This window comes from Saccharicrinis fermentans DSM 9555 = JCM 21142 (genome assembly GCF_000517085.1).
GTDB lineage: Bacteria > Bacteroidota > Bacteroidia > Bacteroidales > Marinilabiliaceae > Saccharicrinis > Saccharicrinis fermentans.
This window is the reverse complement of record NZ_KI912107.1, coordinates 1,725,928-1,751,702: the sequence shown is the minus strand read 5'-3', so window position 1 is coordinate 1,751,702 and position 25,775 is coordinate 1,725,928. Positions and strand designations below refer to the sequence as shown.

General features: G+C 35.9%; 23 protein-coding genes. 11 read left to right on the top strand and 12 right to left on the bottom strand.

The window, feature by feature from the left end:
* Positions 1-203: 203 nt before the first annotated feature.
* Complete coding sequence (locus tag CYTFE_RS28525) at positions 204-3,917, top strand: DEAD/DEAH box helicase (protein WP_052343053.1); 3,714 nt, start codon at positions 204-206, stop codon at positions 3,915-3,917.
* 125 nt (positions 3,918-4,042) lie between these two features.
* Here the strand turns inward: CYTFE_RS28525 and CYTFE_RS28520 are convergent, their stop codons facing one another.
* A complete protein-coding gene (locus tag CYTFE_RS28520; RefSeq protein ID WP_052343052.1) occupies positions 4,043-4,465 on the bottom strand; it encodes a PepSY-like domain-containing protein in 423 nt (140 codons plus the stop codon).
* Positions 4,466-4,590: 125 nt separating this feature from the next.
* Here CYTFE_RS28520 and CYTFE_RS0107040 point away from each other — a divergent pair, with 125 nt between their 5' ends.
* The 7 genes from CYTFE_RS0107040 (at position 4,591) to CYTFE_RS0107005 (ending at position 9,824) form a co-directional block, all read left to right on the top strand.
* Positions 4,591-4,986, top strand: coding sequence for a hypothetical protein (locus CYTFE_RS0107040; protein WP_027471238.1), 396 nt, complete (start codon positions 4,591-4,593; stop codon positions 4,984-4,986).
* 79 nt (positions 4,987-5,065) lie between these two features.
* Positions 5,066-5,302 (top strand): hypothetical protein, encoded by a 237-nt coding sequence (locus CYTFE_RS0107035; protein ID WP_027471237.1) that lies wholly within the window; start codon positions 5,066-5,068, stop codon positions 5,300-5,302.
* Positions 5,303-5,304: 2 nt separating this feature from the next.
* Positions 5,305-5,799 carry a hypothetical protein gene (locus tag CYTFE_RS0107030; RefSeq protein WP_027471236.1) on the top strand — a complete coding sequence of 165 codons (495 nt, stop codon included), beginning with the start codon at positions 5,305-5,307 and terminating at the stop codon, positions 5,797-5,799.
* A complete protein-coding gene (locus CYTFE_RS0107025) occupies positions 5,777-6,064 on the top strand; it encodes a hypothetical protein (RefSeq protein ID WP_027471235.1) in 288 nt (95 codons plus the stop codon). Before CYTFE_RS0107030 ends, CYTFE_RS0107025 begins: the two co-directional genes overlap by 23 nt.
* A 325-nt stretch (positions 6,065-6,389) precedes the next feature.
* On the top strand, positions 6,390-7,814 hold the full coding sequence (locus tag CYTFE_RS28515; protein WP_052343051.1) for an FISUMP domain-containing protein: 1,425 nt from the start codon (positions 6,390-6,392) through the stop codon (positions 7,812-7,814).
* A gap of 364 nt (positions 7,815-8,178) precedes the next feature.
* A complete protein-coding gene (locus tag CYTFE_RS0107010) occupies positions 8,179-9,177 on the top strand; it encodes a sensor histidine kinase (RefSeq protein ID WP_027471234.1) in 999 nt (332 codons plus the stop codon).
* Positions 9,177-9,824: a response regulator transcription factor gene (locus CYTFE_RS0107005; RefSeq protein ID WP_027471233.1), complete on the top strand. Its 648-nt coding sequence runs from the start codon at positions 9,177-9,179 to the stop codon at positions 9,822-9,824. The genes CYTFE_RS0107010 and CYTFE_RS0107005 overlap by 1 nt, the downstream gene beginning before the upstream one ends.
* A gap of 60 nt (positions 9,825-9,884) precedes the next feature.
* Here CYTFE_RS0107005 and CYTFE_RS0107000 read toward each other — a convergent pair whose 3' ends face one another.
* The 5 genes from CYTFE_RS0107000 to CYTFE_RS0106980 all read right to left on the bottom strand — a co-directional run bounded on the left by CYTFE_RS0107000 (position 9,885) and on the right by CYTFE_RS0106980 (position 14,428).
* Positions 9,885-10,424, bottom strand: coding sequence for a hypothetical protein (locus CYTFE_RS0107000; protein ID WP_027471232.1), 540 nt, complete (start codon positions 10,422-10,424; stop codon positions 9,885-9,887).
* Positions 10,425-10,466: 42 nt separating this feature from the next.
* Positions 10,467-11,036, bottom strand: coding sequence for an RNA polymerase sigma factor (locus CYTFE_RS0106995; RefSeq protein ID WP_027471231.1), 570 nt, complete (start codon positions 11,034-11,036; stop codon positions 10,467-10,469).
* Between the two features lie 216 nt (positions 11,037-11,252).
* Positions 11,253-12,320: a magnesium/cobalt transporter CorA gene (gene corA, locus CYTFE_RS0106990; RefSeq protein WP_027471230.1), complete on the bottom strand. Its 1,068-nt coding sequence runs from the start codon at positions 12,318-12,320 to the stop codon at positions 11,253-11,255.
* A 21-nt stretch (positions 12,321-12,341) separates the two neighbouring features.
* A complete protein-coding gene (locus tag CYTFE_RS25390; RefSeq protein WP_262504895.1) occupies positions 12,342-12,887 on the bottom strand; it encodes a glutamine amidotransferase-related protein in 546 nt (181 codons plus the stop codon).
* A gap of 14 nt (positions 12,888-12,901) precedes the next feature.
* Positions 12,902-14,428, bottom strand: coding sequence for a carbon-nitrogen hydrolase family protein (locus CYTFE_RS0106980; protein WP_027471229.1), 1,527 nt, complete (start codon positions 14,426-14,428; stop codon positions 12,902-12,904).
* Between the two features lie 226 nt (positions 14,429-14,654).
* Here CYTFE_RS0106980 and CYTFE_RS0106975 point away from each other — a divergent pair, with 226 nt between their 5' ends.
* The 3 genes from CYTFE_RS0106975 (at position 14,655) to CYTFE_RS0106965 (ending at position 21,258) form a co-directional block, all read left to right on the top strand.
* Positions 14,655-16,421, top strand: coding sequence for a BamA/OMP85 family outer membrane protein (locus CYTFE_RS0106975; RefSeq protein ID WP_162150075.1), 1,767 nt, complete (start codon positions 14,655-14,657; stop codon positions 16,419-16,421).
* A gap of 9 nt (positions 16,422-16,430) precedes the next feature.
* Entirely contained in the window at positions 16,431-20,261 is a 3,831-nt protein-coding gene (locus CYTFE_RS0106970) for a translocation/assembly module TamB domain-containing protein (protein ID WP_027471227.1), read from the top strand.
* A gap of 73 nt (positions 20,262-20,334) precedes the next feature.
* Complete coding sequence (locus tag CYTFE_RS0106965) at positions 20,335-21,258, top strand: mechanosensitive ion channel family protein (RefSeq protein WP_044214360.1); 924 nt, start codon at positions 20,335-20,337, stop codon at positions 21,256-21,258.
* Between the two features lie 552 nt (positions 21,259-21,810).
* Here CYTFE_RS0106965 and tnpC read toward each other — a convergent pair.
* The 6 genes from tnpC to CYTFE_RS28510 all read right to left on the bottom strand — a co-directional run bounded on the left by tnpC (position 21,811) and on the right by CYTFE_RS28510 (position 25,775).
* Positions 21,811-23,385: an IS66 family transposase gene (gene tnpC, locus CYTFE_RS25385; RefSeq protein WP_044262636.1), complete on the bottom strand. Its 1,575-nt coding sequence runs from the start codon at positions 23,383-23,385 to the stop codon at positions 21,811-21,813.
* Positions 23,386-23,468: 83 nt separating this feature from the next.
* The gene (gene tnpB / locus CYTFE_RS0106955) at positions 23,469-23,810 is read right to left on the bottom strand and encodes an IS66 family insertion sequence element accessory protein TnpB (RefSeq protein ID WP_027471225.1); all 342 of its coding nucleotides are present in this window, start codon (positions 23,808-23,810) and stop codon (positions 23,469-23,471) included.
* A gap of 3 nt (positions 23,811-23,813) precedes the next feature.
* The gene (gene tnpA / locus CYTFE_RS0106950; RefSeq protein WP_027471224.1) at positions 23,814-24,158 is read right to left on the bottom strand and encodes an IS66 family insertion sequence element accessory protein TnpA; all 345 of its coding nucleotides are present in this window, start codon (positions 24,156-24,158) and stop codon (positions 23,814-23,816) included.
* 24 nt (positions 24,159-24,182) lie between these two features.
* Complete coding sequence (locus CYTFE_RS31835) at positions 24,183-24,368, bottom strand: ATP-binding protein (RefSeq protein ID WP_211238206.1); 186 nt, start codon at positions 24,366-24,368, stop codon at positions 24,183-24,185.
* Positions 24,369-24,419: 51 nt separating this feature from the next.
* Positions 24,420-24,890, bottom strand: a complete 471-nt coding sequence (locus CYTFE_RS25380) for an ATP-binding protein (protein ID WP_211238153.1) — start codon at positions 24,888-24,890, stop codon at positions 24,420-24,422.
* Positions 24,891-24,893: 3 nt separating this feature from the next.
* Positions 24,894-25,775 carry a transposase gene (locus CYTFE_RS28510; RefSeq protein ID WP_052343049.1) on the bottom strand — a complete coding sequence of 294 codons (882 nt, stop codon included), beginning with the start codon at positions 25,773-25,775 and terminating at the stop codon, positions 24,894-24,896.

Sequence of the window (25,775 nt, the reverse complement as noted above, 5' to 3'; positions counted from 1 at the left end):
AATACAAGTGAGGTGGTGGTCATACACTGCTTGCATGGCACTAAACCTTTATTTGAACATGTCATACATTAGCTCGATGTAAGTTTTTTTATCGTGTAATGTATATGGTTTAAGGCAGTTGCATTTCTTGTTGAAAAAGAAAGTTTTCTATGCCAATAGCTCTTACTATCTTTAGAGCTTCATTTTTTTCATAGAAATAAAATATGTCTCTATCTGATTCGCAAGAATATATTGACCGAATAATCGGTATTAAGGCTTCTCCTCAAGTGATTGAGAGTGGTGTGCAAATTTATAACAATGGTGAGGTTGTGCTGAAATATGCCAATAACGCATCAGATACCTGGCACTTTCAGGTACAAGGAGCGCAGTTATATACGGTTAGCATAAAGGATTTAAACCGAAAGGATTTAAAAACAACATGTTCTTGTGCTACCACATGGGGGAGTATATGTGAACATTCAGTTGCTGCTTTAATGTATATAAAAGATGGGGGAGAACATAAACCTATAGAGAGCAGTCAGACTACCATCTCCTCATTGAGAACTGCCCATGGTTATTTGTATGAGAAGTTTCGTTTTATATCTATCGATGATATTGAAGACAATACTTCCGTTAGTGTGATCAATGATATTTTACATGGTTATAATAATCTTTTGTTGGAGGATGTCATATTTGGAGATGATGAAATAACATTTGAATATACCAGCTATTACGATAGACAGTATGCGACCATTAAGTTTATTAATGAGAGGGTTTATATTTCAAGTAGTAGCAAAAAACCTATACCTAAATTAAATAAGGTAGAGGCACATACCTTAGTGTTAATTGCTCGTTCGGCTAATCCTGATTTGCTGGATATTCTTTTTTCAGACAAACTTGAAGATAAGAAAAGAGAAACACTGGAAAACTATGGTTTGCCAGCAACCGAAGATTTTGGCAAGTTCTTTACATATGTTTTTCATCCCGATAGTGGTTTGGTCATTCAATTTCGCCCTGATCAAACAGGTCTGCTGCCCATTAACCCTCATGTTAAAACTAATTTTCGACTTTTGATTGATGAGATCAACAAAGACGATTTAATGTTGGAAGATATTCCTAGAAAAAATGAGGAGCGCTTGTTGGGTTTTATCCTTCAGTTTAACAAGGATGATTATGAAGAGTTTGATAGTGCGGCTAACTTTGCTGTGATTCCAGTGGTTGGTAAGCCAAATAAAGAAAGAACCCAATTAACCAGCCATATTGAACGATGGGATGAATATGAGGATGTTGATAAGGTAAAGGTCTCTAAAAATGCACAGGAAATTATTAAGTGCGTAGAAAAACTTGATAATACACGGTCTCCTAAAACGGAGTTTTCTATAAAACGACAAATGATACATTTGTTGGCCAAAGAAAAGATCGTTCATTACAGAACGGTGAGTGAGTTTAAGGTAAAAAAATCGGAGTTAAGTAATGTTGAGGTTTTGAAACAACCTGTTACAGCTAAATACCTGGCTTTTGAAGACGATACCTTTGTGGGTTTGAAGCTTGTGTTAAATATTGATGGAGAAGTGGTTGAGGCCGGAGAGGTGGATTTGTTTTTTCGTAAAGCACGTGCATTCTTGTATAAAGGGAAAATTGGTGTACCTGTGAATTATAATGTAGCCAGACATATAGAAGTGTGGCAACAGGATTTGAAAATGGTAAAATCACATAAACGCCATTTTTTTAACGAGATAGTGATGCCGCTTTCTAAAAACTTTGAGATTGATTTTGGTAACTCAGGTTTTGAGATAGATTCTGTAGAACTGGATTTTAGAAAAAAGCAAGTGTATCTTTCTGAATTACACGACTTTCTTATTATTACCCCTCAGGTGGAATATCATAACGGTGTTTCCGTCATGCTAAATCAGTCGGGGAATGTTCTGGTGGATGAAAACGGAGAAGTAACAGAATACAAAAGAAATATAGAGTTAGAAGAAGATTTTGTGAACAATATCGCTGAGCTTCATCCTTTTTTTAAAGAACAAGTTGAAGACAAACGTTTTTATCTTCATTATGATACATTTACCGAAGATATGTGGTTCTATCGTTTCTTTGAACACATGCAACATATGGAGGTGGAAGTATTTGGTTTGAAAGAACTGAAGAATTTTAAATATTCTCCCTTTGCAGGTAAAGTATCTACAACCATAAGTAGTGGTCAGGATTGGTTCGAAGTAGATGTGAAGGTTAGCTTTGGAGATACCCAGGTTAAGCTCTCCGATATAAAAAGAGCCGTACTGAACCAACAAAAATATATACAGTTAAAAGATGGTAGAGTAGGAATGCTGCCCAACGAGTGGCTGCACAAGCTTGAGAAGTTTTTTAGACATGGAGAAGTACGTGATGGAAAGCTTTCTGTTTCAAAGATGCGCTTTGCTATTATAGATGAGTTGTTCGAGGATATTGATGATGCGGATATTTTAAGTGATATCGCAGAAAAACGACAAAGACTCGCTAACTTTAAAGAGATATCCCATACACAAGTGCCTAAACAGATCAATGCTGTATTACGAGGCTACCAGAAAGAAGGTTTAAATTGGCTTAATTTTCTGGATGAAATGGGATGGGGTGGTATCTTGGCCGATGATATGGGACTGGGTAAAACACTGCAGATACTTACCTTTTTGCAGCATGTGGTTATCAAGGATCAAATACCTAATATTATCGTTGTTCCAACTACTTTGCTTTTTAACTGGGAAAATGAGCTTGCTAAGTTTGCTCCGGAACTGAAGGCATACTATCATTATGGAATTAATCGTACCAAAGATATCAATGATTTCAATGATTTTGATTTGATTTTTACAACCTATGGTGTTTTGCTCCGTGATATTGATATGCTGAGACAATTCAAGTTTAATTATGCTGTGTTGGATGAATCACAGGCCATTAAAAATCCTGCCTCACGACGCTTTAAAGCGGCTAACTTAATACAGGCTAATAATAGAATCGCACTTTCTGGTACTCCTATTGAAAATAGTACCTTTGATCTTTATGCACAAATGAGTTTTGTGAATAAGGGATTCTTTGGTGGAGCCACAGGCTTTAAGTCACAGTTCTCTAATGCCATTGATAAGGAAGGTGATGATAATATTGCAGCAGAGCTTCAGCGATTGATTAGACCCTTTATTCTTCGTAGAACCAAAGAAAAGGTTGCTTCTGAACTCCCGCAGAAAACAGAAGATGTGATCTATTGTGAAATGGAGAACGAACAAAGAAAAATATACGATGCTTATAGAAACGAATTTAAAGATAAATTACTTGAACAGGTTGAAAATAAAGGTATTGAAAAATCGAAATTAATGGTGCTGGAGGCCTTGACACGTATGCGACAGATATGTGACTCGCCGGCTTTGCTAAATGATGATAGCTTGGCCAGTACCGAGTCCATTAAAATTAAGGAGATTGTACAGCATATAACCGATAAAACGGCTCATCATAAAATATTGATATTTTCTCAGTTTGTTAAAATGTTAGGACTGATTAAAACTGAATTGAATAGACGAAATATCGATTATGAGTATCTGGATGGACAGAGTACTGCTGTGCAACGTGAGAAATCAGTTAATAATTTTCAGGAAAATGAGGACTTGCGGGTGTTCTTAATTAGCCTGAAAGCCGGAGGTACCGGATTAAATCTTACAGCGGCCGATTATGTTTATATCGTGGATCCATGGTGGAACCCTGCCGTGGAAAATCAAGCCATTGACCGCTGTTACAGAATTGGTCAGGATAAAAAGGTTTTTGCTTATCGCATGATATGTAAAGATACTGTTGAGGAAAAAATACTGCAGCTACAACGTAAAAAGAAAAAAATAGCAGGTGATATCGTTCAAACCGATGAAAATATTATGAAAACATTGCAAGCAGAAGATATTAAAGATTTGTTTTCGTAATATGAATTGTTGCTTATGTGTTTAACTATGGTATTTAAGGATATTGTAGGGCAGCATGTGAAGGTATAAATAGGCTGTTTAAAATTGATTTGTTCTTATTAAACAGCCTATAATTAGATGGAAAATTATTTAACCACGTATTCCCCTGATGCGTTGAATCCCAATTTAACTTTCTCTTCGTCTACCATTAGAATTACCATATAACTGGTTTTTCCTGTATTGGTGACAATTTTTTGGGCCTGTTTTAGCTCATATTCTTCGTAGCTTTCTTGTATGTATTTCACTGAAGCTTCTGGTAACTCTTCTTCATCAATTACTATAGCTGTTTTTAACCATTTTCCATCTGGCGAAAAGTAGGCCTGCTGTTTGGTGTCTTTTTTAAAGTGTACTTGAAAGTTTGTATTGGCTTTTTTCCAAACTGGATTTTCTGCACCCGGATATTTTTTGTCAAAAGCGGCTTTAACTACTTTGGGTACATTTACATTCTGTGCAAAGGCAAATGTAACTGCTAACATTAGCATAGAAATAAGTAATAATTGTTTTTTCATTGTTGTCTTTTTTTATTTTGTATATCCTTGAGACCATACTTTTTGATTTGGTCACCAGTATCATATGTATTCTCTCTATTGGTGACCTAAAACACCTTCTAAGTCTAAATATTAAAAGAAGATGTATGCCGCTAAAGAGAATTATTGTTCCAGTGAATTTAAGCAGAGAACCTAAGTTTATATTAGAATATGCATCGAATCTGGCATTGGTTTCTAATGCCAAATTAAGTTGTATATGCCATGGTGGTGAAGAATCGGGCAAAAGCATTCGTCATAGATCCGAAGCAATCAAAAAGGACGGTCATTTAATGTTGAGCTATGTGCGGACAATTAATGAGATACTCGTGGGAAAAAAAATAGCATACGAAGTTATTATAACTTCCAATGGGATATCCAAGAGCCTAAAAAATTACACCACCATGAGTACTCCTTATTTATTGGTTATTGAGCTTTCTGATATTGACCTGATTTATCCTCTGATTGTCCACTTGAATGCTCCTTCTGTATTATTTCATCGATAGACTTATCCTGCAATTTGTTGCTTTTTTATGTTTATTAGAATAATTTTGTTCTAATATTTAATAAAACAACCTAACACATATGTTTAAAGTTAAATTAGAGATGGAAGGCCTTGAACGATGGCTTACATCTTTGCATTATGAGTACTTCTGTCCTGTTTCTATCAATGAAAACAAATACCGCCAGTTCTTGAAAAAGAATTTCCCTTATGAGCCTTCAGATGCTTATGTTTATCAGTCGAATAAGAATTTGCCTTTTATAAGTCAGTTATTGCCAAAGGACATAATATTAGCAATAATGTGCATTCTGAGTTTATAAGGGTGAGAGGAAAAGATGCTGTTGCTGGAGTTAGAATGGTACGGGTTAGAAGTGAGAAAATTAAGAATCATAATCGGTGGTTTAACCGAAAGCAGGTGAAGCAACAAATTTTTAAGGAGAATAGGGAGAATAACAAAAAAGTAGATAATAATGTAATTAAGACTGCAGAATGTAATTTTTTTAAGAAAGAAATTTGGAAAGAGGACGGAGGGTTGGTTGATTCCTTAGAAGATTTTAATAGAAGTTGTAATAATGAGTTTTTTACTGATAATGCCGTCATTGATTCCAATGTCAGTGCGCAATTTTTAAGGTATTCAACAGAGGCCGTTTTGGACAGCAAAGCTGTATTGAATAAGGATAATGTAGATCTGAAAATTGGTGCTTGCGCATCTGTCTCAACCGATTTAGGACTGAAATGTAGTCGTGGAGAACGCCCAGAAGCGGTGGCGCAAGCGGGTGTTGAATTGTTCGCAGGTGCTAAAAGCAAAAAACGATAAAGCGCGTTGGAATTATGCTACTTGGCAAATGAAAGTGAATTTGATTTACGATATGCGAAAAGGTATCAGCGATTATGTGGATGATTATTCGGATGAGCAAAGGGGAGAAGCTGTTTTAACTGTTTTGAAAAGCGCGAGGAATAAGGACGAGTTTCGTAAAATTATAAAAGGATTGAAAACTCCCCAAATAGGTATGGATAGTATTAATATCACAGACTTAATGACAAAAGAACAAATATTAAAATATGAGGCTATTAAATTCTAAAAATATGAGAGTTCACAGTAATTAGAATTTTTAAGTGTAATAAAAATAGGGAAACATGAAAAAAGTCATGAAAATTAATTCTAGTATAGGAGTATGATTAGTTTTTGTGAGTTCTATGTGTCCATTAAAAATTGTGTTTAGACTTATGAAACGATCTAAGGGAATTGCTTCATATACAGGGATATGATTGATTCAGGCTAATTTCATGTAGTCATTAAAAATTTAATTATAATCATATGAAACGAGCCATGAGAGTGATCTCTCACACAGGTGAATGATTATCACGGCGAGTTCCATATGACCATAAGAAACAAATTATAAACATATGAAAACATCTATTATAGCAATATTTGTATATCTGTGCATACTATGCCAGTGTCAAAGTCAAATACGTCCTAATTATGATGATTCTACTGTTGAAGACCTTAGTACGTATTTATGGATAGAAACAAATCAGATTTGGGAAGGATCGTTTGAGTTAAGAATAAAAGAGTTAATAGAAAGGGGTGCTGAAATAGATTATATTTACAAAGGTAGAAACCCCACAAATACGCCCTTTTTAAATGCAGCAGGTGCTTTAGAGACATTGAAAAGACAAAGTCATTATACAGCAGAAGAGTTAGAAGCAGTAGAATGGGAGGCGGTGAAGATTGTTAAGTACTTGGTTGAAAAAGGAGCCAATATTCATGCAGTAAGTACCAGTCGTAAATTAAATGCTTTGCATTTGGCGGCCTGTGGGGGTCGTGAAAAGATGATACCCGTATTGGTAGATATGGGTTTGGATATTAATTCACGAGATAGTACTGAGGGCTTCGGTGTAACTGTTCTTTTACATGCCATGGCTGCAGGAGATCTGGCAACCGTAAAAGCAGTGGTAGCTGCAGGAGCAGATATTAATTTATGTGCATTGGATGGGAATAGTCCTTTGGATTATGCTATTGCTTATGCGCGCTCTGAAGATCATCAGGGCTGGATGCCCTACAAAGAACACGAAGCCATTGCTGCATACATGAAAAGTTTAGGCGCTCAACATGGTAAAAATGACTTTACGGGTTATTTGTATTTCGATGAAAGCAAAAAAGAAGCCGAGAAAGAAGATGTTGAGCCTGTAAAAGAGGAAGTACCAATACCAGATATAGACTATGATGTTACTTATGGTACCATGACTGACCAGGATGGTAATAGCTATAAAACCATAACCATAGGTACTCAAACCTGGATGGCAGAAAATTTGCGAAGTACCACTTATAACGATGGTACGGCTATTCCTTATGTGGCGGATGGTGCAGAATGGTCTAAGCTAGAAACAGGGGCTTACTGTATTTATAACAATAGTAAGGATGTTGATACTTTGGCGACTTACGGGTGTTTATATAATTGGTATGCAGTAAATAAAGGGATGTTAGCCCCCAAAGGTTGGCATATACCAACAGCTTCGGAATGGATGACTTTGTTTGAATATTTGGGAGGAGAGGAAATTGCTGGAGGCGTACTGAAGGAGAATGAATCAGCATATTGGGCAAGTCCTAATGTAGGGGCCACCAATAAAATTGGCTTTTCAGCTTTACCGGGAGGTCGTCGCGGTAATAATGGAAAATTTTATAAGAAGGGTGAAAGAGGTTTCTGGTGGAGTGTAACAGAGGAGTATTCACTTGTTGAAATTCTTGAAATATTTCATAATTATGGAGAAGCATTCATAACTAGTGCAGCCATGGAAATGGGTTTCTCTGTGCGCTGTGTAAAGGATTGATTTGTAATTTTCAAAATAATTTTTCCGGTTATTTGTATTTCGATGAAAGCAAAATAAAGCCAGCTATATGAAAGGCACTCCATAAGCTGGCTGAGTGGTGCATATACATGCTAAAAACAGGCCTGATACAAGGCGCGTTGGAAGTCTACTGCTCTTCAACTTCTTGCAAAAGGTGAAAGCGAAGGTTTGTTTTTGAACCTTTCTCCTTTATGGGAGGATTCTTTACCTTTTTCTTTTTAATTTCGCGTTTTATGGTTTTTGACATTTTATTAAATTAAATATCTCATGTTATAGAATCTTTTTTTATTATTTAGACTCTAGGGATGATAATAGGTCACATCTTTTACAGTATTTTTACATTATAATGAATACAACAAGGCACGCATTAACGATTGACCAGCAGTACAGGTTAGCGAACTTATTACCAGTGGGTTTCTTAGTTCTATCATTGGATGATCAAGTTATTTTTTATAATGAGGCTTTTCTTCATGTGATGGGGATGGAAGACCATAGTGATGAAAAAGTGAAGGAAAATGTATACTTAAACAGACTTGTGGAGGAAGTAAATACGCGCAAGTCGCAAAATGTAAAATCGTTTTCTTTTATTTTTGATATTTCGTCTGATGCTCACGTTAATATGCAGGTTAGTGTATCACATGAAGATATTATTCTTATTGCACAACCGTCAGGACCATCAGAAGATGTGGAAGTGGCTTCTGTTCAAGCGATACTTGAAGGACAAGAGAATGAAAGGAGAAGAATCGGAAGAGAGATTCATGATGGTTTAGGGCCTTTGGTGTCCTACGTTAAATTTAGTTTTGATACGATCGTTGAGCAGATTAGCAGTCAAAATTTTTCACAACCAGAGTTATTAAAGAGTATCAGCGAAACGATTGATATCGTATCGGATGATTTGCGATCGTTATCTCATCGTTTGGTTCCCAGAACATTGGATGAATTTGGTTTGTATTCAGCATTTAACAACCTTATTTCTAAGTTAAATGAAACTAAGAAGCTAAATATTGAGTTTTATACCAATATGAAAAGCGAATCGAGGTTTAATGATGAGATTGAACTAAATATTTTTAGGTGTGCACAAGAGGTAATTAATAATGCCATCAAGTATGCCAAAGCAAGTCATATTTTGGTGCAGATTATTCAACATAAGCACAGTATTATTCTAATGGTTGAAGATGATGGGGTTGGTTTTGTGAGGGCATCGTTAGGTTCTAGTCATCAGGGTATTGGCTTAACGAATGTTGAAACTCGGGTTAGATTACTGGAAGGTGAATTTAACCTTGATTCAGAAATAGGACGAGGTACAGTTGTTAGTATTGAAATTCCTATAAAATGTAATTTATAATGGAGAAACTGAAAATTTTACTAGCCGACGATCATAAAATATTTAGAGAAGGTATTAAATCTTTGCTGAGTAAAGAGAAAGGTATAGACTCTATTGTAGAGGCTTCTAATGGTAAGGAAGTTTTGAGCCTGAGCTCAACCAATCACTTTGATGTGATCATACTAGATATTGATATGGGGATACCGAATGGAATTGAAGTAACTGAAAAATTAACGCAGGCCAATCCCAATAGTAATATATTAATTTTGTCGATGTTAGGATTGCCCGAATTTATTATGCAAGCTTTTGAAGCTGGAGCGAATGGATACATTCTTAAAAATGCAGGTAAGGATGAGTTTTTAACTGCGATTAAATGTGTCGCCAAGGGTGATAGTTATTTTAGTAAAGAAGTGTCCATTAGTTTGATGAAACAAATTCAGAATCCTTTTAGTGAGAAAACGAAAAAATCAAATATTCCACTTTCAAAAAGGGAAGTTGAAATACTAAAATTGATCAGTCAGGAATATTCTAATCAAGAGATTGCTGCTAAGCTTTTTATTAGTACCCGTACGGTAGATACCCATAGAAGAAACCTGCTTGAGAAGCTTGGAATTAAGAATAATGTGGGATTGGTAAAGTATGCTATCAGCAAAGGACTTATAGACTAGACCGGGAGGGTTATTCCCTCCCGGCTATATAATAGGGCATTGTTAGAATAATTTGGTCGTCTACATGAAGTCCAAGGGCAAAGCATCCCTATGTATGTGATGAGCCGTTCTTTTATTTTTGTGGTATCTATCAATTAGATCTTGGGTTTGTGTTAGTATTCCGCTACCATTTTTGGAAATAACCCATACCTTGCATTGCTGCTTCTTTAGTTGTTGAATAAATGTGCCTGGTAAGACCATCGAAATAAAATCATGATAATCAAAAACCCACAAGTAGTTTTCTTTTAAGTAGTGAATCAGCGACAAATGGTTATTATTGGTTAAATTAATATGTACTTGCGTCCCTTCCTTTAGGGTCTTTGACTTTTCATGATCTAGTATAATAGCCGGATTTGCTTGTTTTAGTTTGTAAAAAAAATCGCTAAGTAATCCCTGTTTAGAATCAACATAGTTATATTCATTAATTGAGAATATATTATTTCTGGAAACAACTATAATATGTAACTCAACATTTAAGTTTTTAGCTAATTCAATTAGGATACGCAGCGATGTCTGTTTCGCATCTTCTAGATAAAAAGGGTATAGTATATTGGGTTTCATTTTATGGTTCGATATAAAAGTGTGGACATATGTTTTTATATGCTATATTGCACTATAGTAATACTTGCCAACTTTCTGTCTTGCTCTCATTAATCTCATTTTGATGGCACTCTTCGAAATTTTTAATTCTGTTTGAATATCTTGTACCGAATAATTATTGTGGTATTTTAATTCCAATAATTTTTTGTCTTGTTCGGGTATTTCGTCTAATGCTTTGTACAACTTTAACTCTTGTTCCTCTCTTTCTTTTTGTTCTTCTAAAGTGAATAAATCATTGTCGTCGGCATAATAAAATGTCATCAATTCAAAAGGTTCCGTTTTGCTCTTAAGCTGTTTTTTTTGCATGGTAACACAATGATTAAATGATATCGCATATAACCAGGTAGAAAATTTAGAATGCCCTTTGAAAGCATTCTTTTTGGTAAATGCTTTCATAAATATGTCTTGCGTTAAATCAAACGCATCATCGGCATTCTTTACAAAGGATAAGCACTTATTGAATACTTTTAAATAATATCGGTTATATAAAAGTTCAACACTATTGTTGTCTCCTGCATAATAAGCGAGCATTAATTCTTCATCTGATTTTTTTGATTGATCTAGCGTTTTCATTTTTCACATTATTAATCGTTAAAATTATAATGTGAATGTATGGGTATTGAATATTGTTGTAAAGAGACAATATCCGTAATTTTATTTCATTGTATCTCCTATTATATAAGAAATTTAGGAAAATAAAACTAAGAGAATCTCGTATGGTTTACTTCGTTGATAAGTAGGTAACATGCTGTTTATTTGTTGTTTATATCAAGTGAAGAATTGTGAATATTAAATCCATTTTCTTTTTTTGAAATAAATAATCATTATCAAAGCAACCACAATCATAGCCAGAAGCATCATTGGATAACCATAGGTTAGTTTTAGTTCTGGTATAAATTCAAAATTGGTTCCGTATATACTGGCAATAAAAGTAAGGGGAATAAAGATTACAGAGAAGATGGTTAAAAACTTCATAATATCATTCAACCTACTGCTTATTTGTGTATGATATATGTTTAGTTGATTGGCTAGTATTTCTTTGTAATTGTTCAATGAATCAACTGCATGGTTGATATTTCCCTGTAATTCTCTAAAAAATACAATGTTATCATCTTGTATATATTCAGATTCCAGTTTTTTTAGGTTAAAAACCATTTCTTTACAAGGAAAAATAGTTTTATGTAAATATATAAATTCGCTTTTATAGAAGCTTATTTCGGTTAATACAGATTGATCAGTTGAATGTAGTAATTTTTCGTCCAGATTTTCGACTTTTTCACCCATTCGACTAATAATGTAGGTGTAATTGTCAATAATAATGTCAATTAGTGTATACATTAAATAGTCAGAGCCCAATAGTCTTAATTTTTTTTTATTGTTTCTTAACCGTTCTCTAACAGGATTAAACACATCACCTTTTTTTTCTTGAAAGGTGATTAATTGTTTGTCTTTAAGTAGAAAAACAATATTTTCGGTATTTACCTTTTGGTCATCATTGATTTTAAGGCTTGCCATTTTGGCCGAAACATACAAACAATTGTCATATTCGATTACTCTTGGTCTGCTATGCGTATTTAAAACTTCAGAGATAATCACGGGGGCTATATGAAGGTATTTCGAGAAATTTGCCATAACACGTTCATCATGAAGTCCATATACGTTAATCCATGAATTGGCATTCTTTAAATCGTACTTATCTAAATTGGCTAAATCATCTATCTCTGTTTCTGTTAACGATCCTTCATCATACTTAAAAAGATGTATCAGCGTATCATCAATCTTTTTTTCTCCACGAAAAACAATACGATCGGGAGCCAGACCAATATGTTCTTTGTTACTTTTTAAAAAACGTGCCATATTATTAATGTTGAAAAATTACTATTCACTTATCCCACATATTTTAAGAAAGTTACGTACAATCAATAGTCCATCAGCTCCTGAAGCTTCGGGATGGGACTGAAAACCATAAATGGGTTTGTTTCTATGTTCAATTATTTCTGTTGAACAAGTTTCAGAAGTACCGAGATTCTCAATAGAATCGGGTAATTCCGAGACGTAAAAAGAATGTCTCTTTACCAATGATACATCTTTTTTATTCAGTCCTTCAAAAATAGGGTCAGAAGGTTTTGTGATGGTAATAAGTTCTTTTTTACCATGGTAATCTGCTAATTTTTTTATCCTGCCCCGATGGGCAACCGCTATTATCTCATGTCCTAAACAAAAGCCTAATATAGGCACATTAAAATTAAACATTGCAACAAAATTGGAGGTAAGGTTCAATGGTTCGTATGGATTGCCTTTACCTCCGGATAATATGATGCCTTTAATTTTACTTTTTGCTGACAGCGTAATAGGTTGATTATGGTCAAAAAACACATAGTCAAAATCTTGTTCTGATAAATATTGGCGTTTAAATTTTTTAATAAACGCACTTTGATTTAATTGTTTCGTTTTAATGAATATAGGTCTTTTCTTCTGTCAGCCATGTTCATCACGCTGCCATGGTTTCGCAGGTCACGTAATAAGTCCATGTCAACATCGGCAATAAGTATCATTTCGGTATTGGGTGTTGCTTCTGCTTTTATTCCATTGGTTGGAAATTGGAAGTCACATGGTGTAAAGACCATAGGCTGTGCATATTGAATGTCCATATTGTGAACATTGGGTAAGTTTCCTACACTGCCTGCAATAACTACATAGCATTCATTTTCTATGGCTCTGGCCTGAGCACAGTTTCTAATTCTTGAGTAGCCGTTTTGTGTATCTGTCAAAAAGGGAACAAATAATACATCCATTCCGTCGTCAGCTAATAAACGCGATAACTCAGGAAACTCCACATCGTAACAAATTAGAATGCCAATTTGGCTGCAATCGGTATTAAAAGTTTTTACTTCACTACCACCTTGTAATGCCCATACTTTTCTTTCGTCAGGAGTTACATGTAGTTTTTCAAACCGTTCAATGCTTCCATCTCTTTTGCAAAGATAGCCCACATTAAATAGGGTATTGTCAACCAATTCCGGCATGCTTCCGGTGATAATATTAATATTATAGCTAATAGCTAGGTTAGCCATGGCTTGCTTAATTTCTTCGGTGTATTTGGCCAGCTCTCTGATAGCATCTGATTCGCTCAGATGGTTGTAAGCTGCCATCAATGGGGCGTTGAAAAACTCAGGGAATAAGGCAAAGTCACTTTTGTAACCACTCAGTGCATCTACAAAATATTCTACTTGTTGCAATAGCTCCTGTGATGATTTATAGGACCGCATTTGCCATTGTACTACACCTATTCGTACGATTTTCTTAATGGAAGAAGCCTTGGTTTTCGGTTTTTCATAAAATACATTGTCCCACCTTAATAAAACTGCATATTCTTCTGATTCCACATCGCCTTTTAAGTAGTTTTTTAATATCCTTACGGGGTGAAAATCATTGGAAAGCTGAAAGTTTAATACTGGGTCGTTTATCTTTTTTGCTTTTACTTTTTCTATATATTGACGGGGGGATATGCTGTTGGAGTATTTGTGATAATTGGGAATTCTACCACCAAATAAAATACCTTTTAAATTAAGTCTTTCGCAAAGTTCCTTTCTATAATCATATAATCTTCTACCTAACCTAAGACCTCTGAATTCTGGTTTTACAAATACGTCAATGCCATACAAAAGATCGCCTTCATTTGTGTGGGTATCAAAGGTATAGTTACTAGTTATTTCACTATACGTATGATGTGAATCCAATTCTGATGAATTAACAACGATAGTGAGTGCACACCCTGCAATGTCATTATTGACTTTGATGACAACCTGACCCTCGGGGAAAATATGAATGAGCTTTTCAATTTTTTCTGATGCCCAATAGGCGTCGTCCAGTGCATGGTAAGAGCTAATCATTACCTGTTTTAGTTCAGAATAGTCATTAATATTTAGGTAACTAAGTTGAACATCGTTTATTTTTTTCTTCATTTTGTATATTCCAAGCGTATTATGTTTCTCTTTTTAGACTAAAAAAATAATTTGGGTAACACTTTATTTTATATTGCATTGTGTTTTCTATTCCATATTACATAAATGAGTATATTGTGTACTGTTTAACACTATTAAAAGAAGAGGTTTTGTACGGCTTATAACATACATGAATAGAGAGAGAGTGATGCACAGAAAGTTGCAATTTATTCTTTATATTATATTAATGATCCTAGAATTACCTGTGTTTGCCCAAAAGGCTTATCGCATTCATGATCTTAATTTTTCGGGGAATAATACACTGCAAAATGAGGAACTGTTGGAACAGTTTAATACCATACCACGCGATAAATTGAACCGCTTGTTATTTTGGAAAAAAAATCCTCCATTTTTGCAGGATGTCTTTAAAAATGATATACAACGCTTAAAAAGTTATTATATCCGAAATGGATTTTTGAACGCTCATATAAACTATGTTCTAGATACACTTAAGTCAAAAGATCAAATCAATATTCATGTGTTTATCGACGAAAAGGAGTTTGTAATGGTCGATTCTGTTAAATTTTATGGTTCTCTGGATAGTCTGTCATATGCAATGATTGATTCTGTGCAAAATGACATCCCATTAAAACCCAAACAACGTTTTAGGGATGAGGATGTTTTTAAAAGTGAAAATATATTGCTACAGTATTTTACCGATGCCGGTTATCCTTTTGTACAGTCTAATTACCTGCTATCTATCGATAGACAGAAAAAGAATGCTAGTATAAACTTTAAGGTAGATCCGGGTAAGAGAAGTTTTTTTGGAGCTATTACCATTAGAGGTGACAGTTTAATATCGGAGTCATTTATTGAAAAGCGTGTTTTGTTATCGAAATCCGACTTATATAGCCAACAAAGAATTAGTGCGACGCAGCAAAATATATTTGAAACCCAACTTTTTCAGTATGTGATAATCAATGCCCTAAAAGATAGTATAGTAGATAATAGAATTCCCATAGATGTCTTCGTTAAAGAGCTTCCGCGTTATACTTTTGAGGGAGGAGTGGGGTATGGTACTGAGGATAGGTTGAGATTATCGGGGCAGATGACACGCATCAGCTTTTTGGGTGGAGCTAGGAGATTGATATTAAAGGGTAAAACATCTTATTTTGTGCCGCTAAGCTTGGATGTTAATTTTATTCAGCCTGATTTATTTATCGATCATCTTGATTTTTCTTTTAACCCGTTTTTTGTGAGAGAAAGAGAAGAGAGTTATCAAATAGATCGTATTGGTGCTGGTATAAATTTTCTGTATCAGGTAAATAAGAAAACTAGTATTAATTTGAGTTATGCCATAGAACGTGATGACCTGACTGAATTGGACGACTTGCAGTTGGATAAAGATGAATTGGAGCATGATAAGTCAATTGTTAGCTTTGGGAGTGTGCACAATGCTACTAATAATAGATTTTATCCCACCAAAGGATATAGGTTGGATGGTTCAATATCTTATGCTGGCTTGGGCTTTAGTAATGATATTCAATATTATCAGTTCCAATTGTCGCTACGCAATTACTCTTTGTTAATGAAAAATTTGATCATGGCATTACGATTCAAGACAGGTATTATCCAAAATACGCAACTCTCTGCCCAAACACCCATCGAAGAAAGGTTTTATGCGGGAGGGGCTTCTTCATTGAGAGGGTGGATCAGACATGGTGTTTCTCCGCTTAATCAAGAAGGTTTTGCCATTGGAGGTAATACTTTAATGGAAGCAAGTGCAGAATTACGATTTCCTATCTACGATATCTTTGGAGGCGTTGTTTTTATGGATGCCGGTAATGTTTGCTCTGATTCGTATGCATATTCTTTAAAGTCATTGCATTATAACGCAGGTGTTGGTTTTCGGGTTAAATCGCCCATTGGTCCTATTCGCTTGGATATGGCCTCGCCAGTTCTGGGTAATTCGTTTGATTTTCAGTTTTTTATTTCTATTGGACAAACATTTTAGGTGCCTGTTATGATGAAGAGAGTAGTTCAAATATCATCATTTGTGTTGGGAAGTATAATCGGCCTGCTTCTTTTGTTGATTTTGTTGATCCGGTTGGGGTATGTAAATAGTATGTTGGTTCGTTTACTTTCGTATGAGGCAGGTAAGTATATGCAAGGTGAATTACATATTGAATCATTGCAAGGAAATATATTTTCAGATTTTGTGCTTCATCATATAAAGATAGTTCAAGGCGAGGATACCTTGATAACTTGTCGTGAGGTTTATGTTCATTATCGAATATGGAGCTTACTGAATAACAAAATAGAAGTGAATGAACTGAAAATAGACAGGTTGCATATGAACCTGAAACAGGATCAAGAGGCAGGGCTCAACCTGGTGCAGCTCATGTCTGTACCATCAGAAGAGGATTCTTCAATGGAGAAGCCTGCTATGGATTTGGAGATTAGGAGTTTATGTCTGGATCAATTCTCGTCTAGTATTTATATGTTTGAAAAGAATCATTTGGTTCCCAGCTATATTGAATCGAGCATGCAGGCTGCGCTATGGCTTTCTGGTGACCAGGTGGATGCTGTGCTGCAATCATTTAACATGACTACCCAAGAGCCTTCGCTTCATGTGTATGACCTTTCTGGTAGGGTTCGTAGTTCGTTGAATAAGATAAGTTGGGAGGGAGTGAGGCTTCAACTGGATAATTCCTTGGCTACGACCCAAGGAAGTCTGGAATTAAATAGTAAGGGCACGATGGAGGCCGGGATTCGTATGGATCCGCTGGATTTTTCTGATATCACTGGTTTGATGCCTGATCTAAAATTATATGGTCAACCAAGGATTTCTTTTGCTTTCTGGGGTGATTCAAGCAAATATAAAATGAAAGCAAATATGAGGCATGCAAAACAGTCAATACAGGTAAAAGGTGAACTGACCGGTATATATGCTGTGCCTAAATACACCAGCCAACTTGTAGTGGATGGCTTGGATGTAGGTTATTGGACTCGTGATTCTAGTTTGAACTCACATGTGTCTGGTTATTTGCAACTGAAGGGAGTGGGCTTGGATGTACGCCAGAACGAAATGGAGTTGGAAGGACGTTTTGAAGAGTTGGTGTATGGTAATTATAATTTTCAACAGTTAAATATTAAAAGTACTAAATACAAGGGGGATTTAAAGGGACAATTAATGATGCTTGCTTCCTTTGGCAATGTTGATTTGAATTATCGTTTGGGTGATGTTTTTGGTCAGCCTAAATATTATGTCAAAGCTCAATATCATCATCTAAACCTTCAGCATATACCTGGTATTGATGCTATCTATACTTCATTGAATGGCGATATATCTGTTTCGGGGAGTGGTTTGGCTTTGGATAGCTTGATGGCTGATGTGATCGTTCATTCCAATAATTCAAAGTTTCTGGATTATCCCATTGATGATTTTAAAATTCAAGCAGAATATAGGAGAGGGTATTATCGTTTTACAGGTTTGAATTTTGAAACACCGTACTTTAGTTTGTCGGCGCAAGGAAATGGTCATTGGAGTAAAAACAATCATATTAATTTTGGTTTCGAAGCCCGAGATATCAGTCCGTTGTTGACTGAATTTAAACTTCCAGGTATTGACTTTAAGGGGGCAATGGAGGGGCTGGTGGAAGGCAAAATAGATGATTTAAAGGCACAAGTAAGCATGGTATTGCATCATGCAAAATATGACACTTTGCAAGTAGGTGCAAGCAATGGACATTTGAGGGTCAATAGGGATGGCAAGGAATATCAGGGAGAACTGACATTGAAATCAACAAACCTGAATTATCTTCAGTATAAGCTAGATACCATAGATTTAAAAGCGGACTTTAGTGATGAACAAATAAATACCCAACTGAATCTCAGTGTGAATGATTCGTTAACGGCTTCATTTCAAGGTTTATTGGAGAATTATGAGAATCCTTTGCTCTGGATAAAACAATTGAGTTTTGACTATAAGGGAAGTAAGTGGAATAGCAAGCAGGATTCTACTTACATTGTTTTTGATCCTAAAGATATAGAGGTTCATCAGTTTAATTTAATGTCGGGAACACAAAGCATTGGTGTAGATGGAGTTTTTTCATTTGAAGGAACCAACGATCTGACGATAAATATGAAGGATATTGATTTGCGCCAAATTCCATTACAGGATTTTTTATCCCAGCAGATAAGTGGTCGCATGTCTTCATTGACATTTCTGATAGGAACAGCCCTTAAACCAATCATTAAAAATCATCTTTCATTGGAAGAATTTTATATTAATCACTATGCTGTGGATCATATGACAAGTCATCTAATTTATGAAGATGAACTGTTGACTCATCAAGGGGTGGTTAGTAACAAAACTGGATCACCTATGCATTTTTCACTTAATATACCAATGCATTTATCTTTTAACGATAGTATCTATTTATTAAAAGATTCTCCTTTGTTTTTGGCATCTCTGGTGCTTGATAGTCTGGATCTGAATGCGCTGCATCAAATATATCCATTGGAAGAGATAGAGATGCAAGGCTATTTAAGTACACGTATTAATGCTTCGAACACCATCAATGATCCACTAATTAATGGTCATCTGCTGCTTTCAAATGGTTTGCTTGAGAATGATGTTTTTGGCGTTTATTATAAGGATATAGGAATGGATGCCACTATCAATCAAAACCTGATTACCCTAAATAGTATGGCTGTGAGAACGAATAAAAAAGGTACGCTGGATATGAATGGTTTTATTAAGCTTGGCAAAAAACTTTATGAGGATTCGAGTAGTGTCCATATTGAATTGATGGCCAATAATTTTCAGGCCTTAAAGTCGGATAGGGTGGATATGAATATAAATGGAAATATGAAGATGTCGGGGTCTACTGTGTATCCTTTGTTAACTGGGCTAATTACTGTGAACCGCTCGCGAATCAATGCTGACTATTTTAATCATTTTTTTAGCCAAAAAAGCGATGATCCTAATCCTCCACTGCTTATGACAGCGATGGAGGGTGTCGAAGATTCACTGGACTTATCTGATAGCATTTTGGTAGATCCTCTTGTTTCTTCTTCGCTTATGTTTAAAAACCTTAGAGGAAAGGTTGAATTTAAGATTCCCTCTAACACCTGGGTGCGTGGAAAAACGATGAATTTTGAATTGAATGGCTCATTGCAATTCATTAAATCGAGTGAAGATGTTGATATTGTAGGGAATATAAAAGTGAAAAAAGGATCCTATAAAATGTATGGCCGGAATTTTAATATCAAAGAAGGCGAATTGATTTTTACAGGAGGAAAAGAACTAAACCCTTATGTGGATTTTATTGTGTTGCATAAATTTAGAGATGTCGAAAAAGAACTACGTACTTTACAGATTCATATTACCGGTAGAATGTTGCAACCAGAGATGGAATTTGTATTGGATGATGAAGCAATTGATGAAAAAGATGCCATTGCATATATTGTATTTAAAAAGAGTGCAGATCACTTAAGTGCCGGTCAAAAGAAAACGGTGTTTGGGGGTGAAGAATGGGCCATGGGGATTGTCCTGGATCAATTATCTTTTGTGGTGAAGGAGTCGTTGAAGCAAACAACTGGACTGGATGTAATTGAAATAAGCGGCGAAGATAACTGGAAAACAAGTAACGTGACCTTGGGTAAGTATATAACCAATAAGCTTTATTTAAGTTATGAACAGGCTTTTATATTGGATAAAAAGACAAAAGCTGTTAATACAGAAAAAATGATGCTCGAATATGAATTTATAAGAAACATAGTGTTAAAAGCTACCAACCAAAATAGTAATTCGGGCTTTGACTTGATTTTTAAACAAAAATGGAAATAGATAGCTTATTTTTTATTGGTGCTGTATTACATTTGGTTTTTTCTTAATACGATAGCAAATTAAAAACAATGATATGTTAGATTTTTTTGATAAAGATTTGTTGGCGGAACAAGCCATCAAAATACAAAAATGGCTCATTTTTGAATTACCTGTTATATTGATTCTTTTGATTGCTGTGATAGTGACTATTAAATTGATACGTCTGGCTATTAATAAGCTTAAAAAGACCATGATAAGGCGAGCAGAGAAAAATATACATGTGGATACGCAGGAAACTGAAAAACGAATTAATACCTTGATTGGGATTATTTATGGTATCATAAAAGTTGTGTTGATCATGATTGTGGTAATGATAATTCTTCAAAAGATTGGAGTGAATATTGCCCCCATATTGGCCAGTGCTGGAATTATTGGACTGGCTGTTGGCTTTGGCGCACAGGAGTTGGTGCGTGATGTGATATCCGGATTTTTTTTACTGCTTGAAAACCAAATTAGAACGGGAGATGTGGGTATTATCAATGGAACTGGTGGATTGGTGGAGAAGATAGAATTACGAACGCTGACTTTACGCGACTTTGCAGGTGTAGTTCATGTTTTTCAGAATGGTAAAATCAATACCTTATCTAATATGACCAAGGAATGGTCGGCCATGGTATTTGATATTGGAGTCGCCTATAAAGAAGATGTGAACCAGGTTATTGATATCATGCGACAAACGGGATTGGAATTACAGAACGACCCGGAATTTAAAGATAAGATTATAGAACCTATTGAAATCATGGGGCTGGATAACTTTGCGGATAGTGCTCTGGTTATTAAAGCAAGATTCAAAACAAAGCCTATTATGCAATGGGCGGTAGGTAGAGAATATCGAAAGCGCTTAAAAGTTGCTTTTGATAAAAATAATATCGAAATTCCATTTCCACATACCACTGTTTATTGGGGAGAAAAAATTGCACCACTTCATCTTCAGATGGATAAAGAAAATCAACAATAAGTTATATTCGTGGTTACTCGGCCGCATAGCTGTTTGGGTTTAATGGAAAGGAAAAGAATGATAATGGAGAGTGGGGCATGAAGGTTTATGACGAAAAACTTAGAATTTGTAATCGGGGTGTGGCTAGGTAGCTTTCCAGCGCCCTATTGTCAACGAATTATCTTTGGTACAGCCATACCTCTTTTTGCTCGAAAAATAACTTTGTAAGTTGACAGATTAACCCCATTTGTTCAGCTTGAGAAATAGATTGTAATTATTTCAAGGCATTCAGTCATAATGTAAAACGAGCTACCAAGATACTAAAATACCCAAGTTGAAAATAGCAAATTTAAAACCATCAATTTTTCGTAACAGTAAACCATCATTCTACAATAAAAAATATATTAATCAACCCTCTGATTGTTGAGGGAGCTTAGCGACCGAGGCAATCAGAGGGTTGATTGCTGCTCGAAGATTGTTTTTCTGTTTTCCATTCTGTAACTTTTACCTTCGAGTTTTACAACTTCACATTTAAACAATAATCTATCTAACAGTATCCGCCCGAGCAAATACTTATTCCTGAAGCAAACTTTTATCAATAAATTGCGGCAAAAGTTCTTTGAAATTTTCGGCGGGTGTAATGTGGATGTTTTCCATGACGTACTTTAGCCATTTTTGCGGATCAATGTCAAGTTTCTTGCAAGTTCCAAAGAAGCTGTAGAACATTGCGATATTTTTGGCAGCATCATGTGAACCGGCAAACAAATAGTTCTTACGTCCCAGAGCCAGAGGGCGAATAGAGTTCTCAACCAGATTGCTGTCTATCTCCAGTATTCCGTTGGTAAGATAGTTTTGCAGGCTTGTCCAGCGATTTTTGCAATATTCAAAAGCTTTGCCCAGAGGACTTCTTGGTATTACAGATCCTTTGTGCTTGTTAATATATGCTCCAATTTCGTTAATTACAGGCAGAGCTTTTTCCAGCCGCAGAGCATGCCGTTGCTCATGGGATAGATTTTGTTCCCGTGCAATGGCCTCAATGGCATAGAGAAGCTGAATGAGGCTTAGCACGTGCGAGGCCCGTTCCTGATCGTTCTTCAGTGCGGCATCAAAATACCGTCTGGCATGTGCCCAGCATGATAAATGAGTCAGTCCTGCTTTTTTTGCCAAAAAGGTATAGCCACTATAACCGTCGGTTTGAACAAATCCACGGAACGAACTCAAGTCGTCGATGGGGCCATTGGCCGATCGGCTCTTGTAGTACTCAAACAGCACGCTTTTTGACAATGGGGCATACCGAACCCACATGTACCCCTGATGACACGTTCCTTTTTTGTTGCGATCCTGCACTTTTATTGGTGATTCATCGATCATCTGATAAATTTCCCTGAAAACATGTAATCGATGTACCACGTATAAAGGTCGCAATAAATTGGCTCCAAGTTTTATCCATGATTCCAGCGTGGACTCCGGAATGGTAACTCCCATTTGGATGAGCATCTGGCGGGTGCGGTAAATCGGTAAGTGGTAGAGGTATTTATTGGTAAAGATCATTCCCAGTAGATTGGCACTAGCGATGCATTTATGAAGAGGTCTGTTTAAAGGAGCAATTACTTGCTTTTGATCGGCTTTCTCGTCCTCTTTGGTAATAAACTTGTAACGGATGTAATGGTTCTTAAACAATTTTGCAGGTGTATAATCCAGCTCCTCAGTGACTTCCTGACCAATACATATCATACCTGTAGTGTCTTGCTCCGGCTCTAAAACAATCTCATTAACAAGCAATTGATCAGGCAGTTGCATACGGCCAGGATGTTCTTTTCTGACTTTCCTGCGTTCATACTCAACACGGATCTTTTCCTGCTCTTCTTTAACAGCTTTGGAAACAGCAGCAACCTCCTCTTCGAAAGACAATGTAAGTTGATCGGGATGAACCTGAGGAATGAAGCGTTCTCGTTTGGAACCGAATATTAAACGACGCATCTGATCATTCTGAAAAGCAAGATGTTCTACATCCTGCGTAAGCTTTTGTATGGAAGAGTCTTTTTCTGAAATAACAGCTTCTTTCTTCAAAAGATCCGCTTTCAGAGCCGATATTTTGGCCTCCAGTTGAGCAGTATTTTGGCTATGTGAAATGTGCTGTTTTTTCATACACAAATATAATATTAAATATTTGACTGACAAATATTTAAACCTATATTTTACAGTTATTTAATAACAAAAATCAGCTGATTTTAAATCGCTTTTTTCGTTTCAAATTTTTTAAAGGAAAGACCTTCCAAAATCATCATCAACTCTTCCCGGGTAATGAGTCGTGATGGTGTTGTTTTATCCTGGTCTTCTAGAAAATATCTACCTCGCTCCAGACGTTTGTAAAACAAGGCAAAACCATCTCCGTCCCAAAATAACAGCTTTATATGTGTTCCGGTGCGATTTATAAAAATGAAAACGGAACCACTGACAGGATCCTGCTTCAATATATTGCGCACGATTCCGGCCAGTCCATCAAAGCCATTACGCATATCAACAGGCTTGCAGCACAAATAGTACTGCAAGTTTGCACTCAGCCCAATCATGAGCTAGTAAATTTTCAGGCTCATGCCGTTCGGAAAAGTAAGGCTCATTTGCGGCAATCGCTCATCCTGTAGCGATGAAACTGCCGTTGTTGCCGAAGATTCTGTTGAGGCGAAAGAATCAACCTGTGCATTCTGAAGACCGAATGAGTTAAGGTCAATAAATTTCAGGCTGGTGTCGCTTTCTGTTTTTTGAGTCTTTTCAAGGGCTTTGTATTTACCTACCCAGTATTGCATTTTCGAGCGTGTTACTCCAATTTGTTTGGCGTAACTTCCTATAGTTTGGCCGCTTTCCTGCTGTAGAACCACATGCTCAAACATGCTTCGGTTTAAGGATTTTCTGCGTTTCATGATTTTTTGAGGCAAAAATAACAGTCATTGGAATGGCAGGAAACATGGGGTTGGTGGGGTGGATACATCTAACAAAGCAGTTGCCAAGACTTCATCATCGAGCATTTCTGCCCATTGCTGAGGGGATTTGTTTGTTGTGATTATTACAGACGTTTGTTCGTGCAGATGATTTATCAGGTTGAAAAATGCAACTGCTTCATGTTTCTTAATAGGAAAAGCATTATATCGTCTATAGCCACTAAATGAGCCTTTAAAAGACGATTATAAGTGTTTAAGCGCACCAGATATCATTTCTTTCATTTTTAACACCGTTATTAGTTCCTCCATTGTGATAAAGTAAGCTTTATGACCAGATTTTACAGCATCGTTAATCAGTCCTGCCGCCACATACGTTTTTCCTGTTCCTGAGGGGCCCATTAGTATCAGGTTATAATTTTGTTCCATGCATAATAATTCCCGTAATTGTTTCAGTTGAGGCACAGTCATACCATTTGCCATGTTAAAGTCATACTTGTCCAGGTTGTGATCTTTGGGTAATCGGGCTAATTTCATTCTCCTGTCAAGATCTGTTTTCTTTCTGTGCTGCACCTCTCTTTGCAAGAGCTGTAATGCAAATTCCTGATAAGATGGTTTATCTATCTGTGCCTGATGAAGCACTGCTTCTGGTTCGTTTTTCATCCTTGTTAGCCGTAAAATATCGGCATAGTTTTTAATTTGATCTAATAGCTTCATTTTCTAATTCATTATTGATTCATATTCATTGATATCACTTTTCTGAGGTTGCATATCAGCATTTTGTTGCTTATTCAGATTGCCGGTTTCTATACAAACATTGTGTTTTACATTCTTTAGAGCTTGCTCATTTTCAAAATAATTCAGAACTTCGGCGAAACGATTGGCATTTAGTATCTGATTTTCATAACAGTAAAGCAGGGCTAAGTTGATTATTTCCTGAGATGAACTTTCAATGTTCTTTTGTATAACTCGGAGATTATCATGAAAATACCGGGGTTTATCTTTCTCTATTGCTGCCAAATATTGTTCGGCTTGAGGAATATATCTTAAGCTTTCAAAAACCAGCTCATAGGTTTTTTGCAGAGTCTTTGACTTTTCCCTTGCATGGTCATTATTTTTAATAATCCGACCTGTATCTAAAGACAGCTCATGTGTGGCCAGCAACTGGTTATCAATCGTATAAAAGAAAAGCTTCATTTCTTTTTCTTCCAGTAAAACATTGGCACCCCTGTCTTGATATGTACCCAAAGGCAAGCTGTAGTAATTACTTCGATAAAGTACCGTGTTATCTTTTCTCACAGGATATATCGGCAAGTTTAAAAATGGTTTTTCCGGTTTTCCACTATAAGTCAGCAGGTATTGCTTTTCTTTTTCCCACTCTTGCTTTGGAATACGCCTGGTTGTACCATGTATCTTCGCATTTCCAGTGCGATCAAGCCATTGTAAAACTTCTTTTTGCAACCTGTCAATATCTTGGAATACTCTTCCTTTCAGATAATTGTGTTTTACGTATTTTACTACATTTTCAACTTTTCCTTTGCTTTCAGGGTCAGCTTTTCTGCAAAATATTACCTTAAAGGGATGTGCATTTGTAAACTGCAT